Origin of the sequence: Saccharopolyspora sp. (genome assembly GCF_017434145.1) — a bacterium.
In the GTDB taxonomy this organism is placed as follows: Bacteria; Actinomycetota; Actinomycetes; order Mycobacteriales; family Pseudonocardiaceae; genus Saccharopolyspora_C; species Saccharopolyspora_C galaxeae.
Genome location: NZ_JAFRFW010000229.1, coordinates 1 through 3,043, shown reverse-complemented (window position 1 = coordinate 3,043; position 3,043 = coordinate 1). Strand labels below are relative to the sequence as shown.

The 3,043-nt window shown below is 72.5% G+C and carries 3 protein-coding genes; 1 reads left to right on the top strand and 2 read right to left on the bottom strand.

The genetic code is table 11. The annotated features are described in order from the left end of the window. Positions 1-879: 16S rRNA (cytosine(1402)-N(4))-methyltransferase RsmH (gene rsmH, locus IJH84_RS06540; protein ID WP_295141502.1), on the bottom strand; the 879-nt coding region annotated here is incomplete at its 3' end. 206 nt (positions 880-1,085) lie between these two features. Next, positions 1,086-1,517, bottom strand: a complete 432-nt coding sequence (gene mraZ, locus IJH84_RS06535) for a division/cell wall cluster transcriptional repressor MraZ (RefSeq protein WP_200070038.1) — start codon at positions 1,515-1,517, stop codon at positions 1,086-1,088. A 575-nt stretch (positions 1,518-2,092) separates the two neighbouring features. On the opposite strand from mraZ, the gene IJH84_RS06530 reads away from it, so the two are divergent. Further along, positions 2,093-3,043 (top strand): MoxR family ATPase (locus IJH84_RS06530; protein WP_295141499.1); only part of this gene is annotated, 951 nt, incomplete at its 3' end.

Here is a 3,043-nt window from a genome sequence, read left to right as displayed (position 1 = left end):
GTGCCCGGGAAGTTCCACGGGCAGGTCGATCGGAGTGCGGGACCGGGCGAGTTCGGCCATCGCCCGCTTGACCAGGCGGTCCTCCAGCGAGTGGTAGGACAGCACGACGATCCGCCCGCCCCCGGCCAGCGAGTCCAGCGCCGCGGGCAGCGCCCGCCCGAGCACGTCGAGCTCGGCGTTGACCTCGATGCGCAACGCCTGGAAGGTGCGTTTCGCCGGATGCCCGCCGGTGCGCCTGCTCGCCGCGGGCACCGCGTCGTAGACCAGTCGCACCAGCCGATCGCTGCGGTCGAACGGTTCCTTGCCGCGCTCCCGCACGATCGCGCCGGCGATCTTGGAGGCGAACCGCTCCTCCCCGTAGTCGCGCAGGATCCGGACCAGTTCGCCGGTGGAGTAGGTGTTGAGCACGTCGGCCGCGCTCTGCCCGGCGCCCGGGTCCATCCGCATGTCCAGCGGCGCGTCCCGGGCGTAGGCGAATCCGCGCTCGGCTTCGTCCAGCTGCAGCGACGAGACCCCGAGGTCGAACAGCACCGCGTCCACAGTGGGCAGTTGGAGGCGGTCGAGCACTTCGGCCCACTCGTCGTAGACCGCGTGCACCAGGTGCAGCCGGTCGGCGAACTCCGCCAGCCGCAGGCCCGCGAGCCGCAGCGCTTCCGGATCGCGGTCCAGGCCGATCAGCGTGAGCTGCGGGTGCGCGCGCAGCAGCGCTTCCGCGTGCCCGCCCATGCCCAGCGTCGCGTCCACCGCGACCGCGGGGCGGTCGGCGAGCGCGGGCGCCAGCAGTTCCAGCGTGCGCGCCAGCGCCACCGGAACGTGCCGATCGCGGGCGGATCCGCCGGCTTCCGATGCGTCGGTCACTGCGGTCCCTCCCTCCCGCATACCTGGTCCGCGCCACCGCCCCTGCGGCGGCGGCAGGCTCGTCCACCTGCACAGCTGTCTCACCAACGCGGCGCCGCAGCGGCCTCGCGGAAGTTCCCGCCCGGCGGCACCGATCACGCCTGGTCCCAGCCCGCCCGTGCCTCCTGGTGCCGGGGAAGGTGCACCAGGACGCCGAGGCGGACCGAGGCCGGACGCCACCGGTCCCGCTAGAACAACCCGGGCAGGACCTCCTCCCTGGCTTGGGCGTAGCTCTCCTCGTGCTCGTCGAGGTAGGACTGCCACCGTTCGGCGTTCCAGATCTCCAGCCGGTTGATCGCGCCGATCACCACGCAGTCCTTGTCCAGTCCCGCGTAGCGGCGCAGTTCCGGTGCGATCGGGATCCGGCCCTGCCCGTCCGGGCGCTGCTCGTCGGTGCCCGCGAACAGGTACCGCTGGTAGGCGCGGACGGATTCGTTGGTGAGCGGGGCCTCGGCGACCTTGCGGGCCAGCTGCTCGAACTCGGCACGCGGGAAGACGTAGAGGCAGTGGTCCTGCCCTTTGGTGACCATCAGCCCCCCTGCCAGTGCGTCCCGGTACTTCGCAGGCAGCGTCAGACGCCCCTTGTCGTCGAGCTTGGGGCTGTAGGTACCGAGGAACATCCCGGGACCACCTCCCCCGCGGACCCGACGGTCCGACGACTCCGGCAACGACGGGCGATCGGCGGTGCCTGCCGCTGCGCCACCAGCGGCGGTCGCACCGGGCCACCTCGGCGCTCCCCGGAGCCGGGCGGAGCCCCCGTTTGCCCCACCGGGCGCCACAGTACCCCACTTCCCTCCACCGTCAACCGGGACCGGAGCCCGACACGCCGCGGCGAGTCGGGCGTTTGCCCAGCTAAACGGCCTCTTAACGCAAGTGGTGCGGGGTGGGGGACGTGGTGCGGCACTCGGCACCGGACTGCGCCGAAACACCCGATCGGGATCTCCCCCGGCAACCCGGCCCGCCCTCCCGTGCGGATGCCGGGGGTCGGGCGTGGGGGAAGGTGGGGAACGGCCAGGCCACCGGCACCGGTACGGACTCCGACGCCGGTTTGGCACACTGCGGAGGCACGCTCAGCGCGCGATCAGCCGACGATCGCCGTGATCGCCCGCCTGCGGCGCCGGAACAGCGCCCGCGCGGAAGGGCCCACGCGGAAGGTGACTCGCCGCGGCGCCCGGAGCAGCACCTTGGAGGTTGCGTGACGCCCAACATGCCCACATCCGGCACCGCTTACGCCGGTGGCGGGCAAGCCGAACCCGGCTCCGGCGACGGCGGCACGCAACAGCCGGCCGAACCCGGCACCATCGCCGGCCTGCACTCGACGCTGCAGCGGATCGCGGCGAACGTGGAACAGGTGCTGGTCGGCAAACCCGAGGTCGTGCGGGTGGCACTGGTCACCCTGCTCGCCGAAGGCCACCTGCTGGTCGAGGACGTGCCGGGCGTCGGCAAGACCTCGCTGGCCAAGGCGCTGGCCCGGTCCATCGACTGCACCGTGAACCGCATCCAGTTCACCCCGGACCTGCTGCCCAGCGACATCACCGGCGTGGCGATGTACACCCGGCAGGCGGAGTCCTTCGAGTTCCGGCCCGGCCCGGTGTTCGCCAACATCGTGGTCGGCGACGAGATCAACCGCGCATCCCCGAAGACCCAGTCGGCGCTGCTGGAGTGCATGGAGGAGAACCAGGTCACCGTCGACGGCGAGACCTACCCGCTGGAAGCGCCGTTCATGGTCATCGCCACCCAGAACCCGGTGGAGATGGAGGGCACCTACGCGTTGCCGGAGGCGCAGCGGGACCGCTTCACCGCCCGCGTGTCGGTCGGCTACCCGGATCCGCAGGCCGAACTGGCCATGGTCGACGAGCACACCGGGCACGAGCCGATGGACCAGCTGCGCCCGGTCGCCGACGGCGGCCGGATCCGCGCGCTGCTGCAGGCGGTGCGCGAGGTGCACGTGAGCACCGAGCTGCGCCGCTACGTGATCGAGATCGTCAGCGCCACCCGGTCGCTGCCGGAACTGCGACTGGGCGCCTCGCCGCGCTCGACGCTGCAGCTGATCCGCGCCGCGCGGGCGCAGGCCGCGCTGTCCGGCCGGGACTACGTGGTCCCGGACGACGTGCAGGAGGTCGCCGTGCCGGTGCTGGCGCACCGC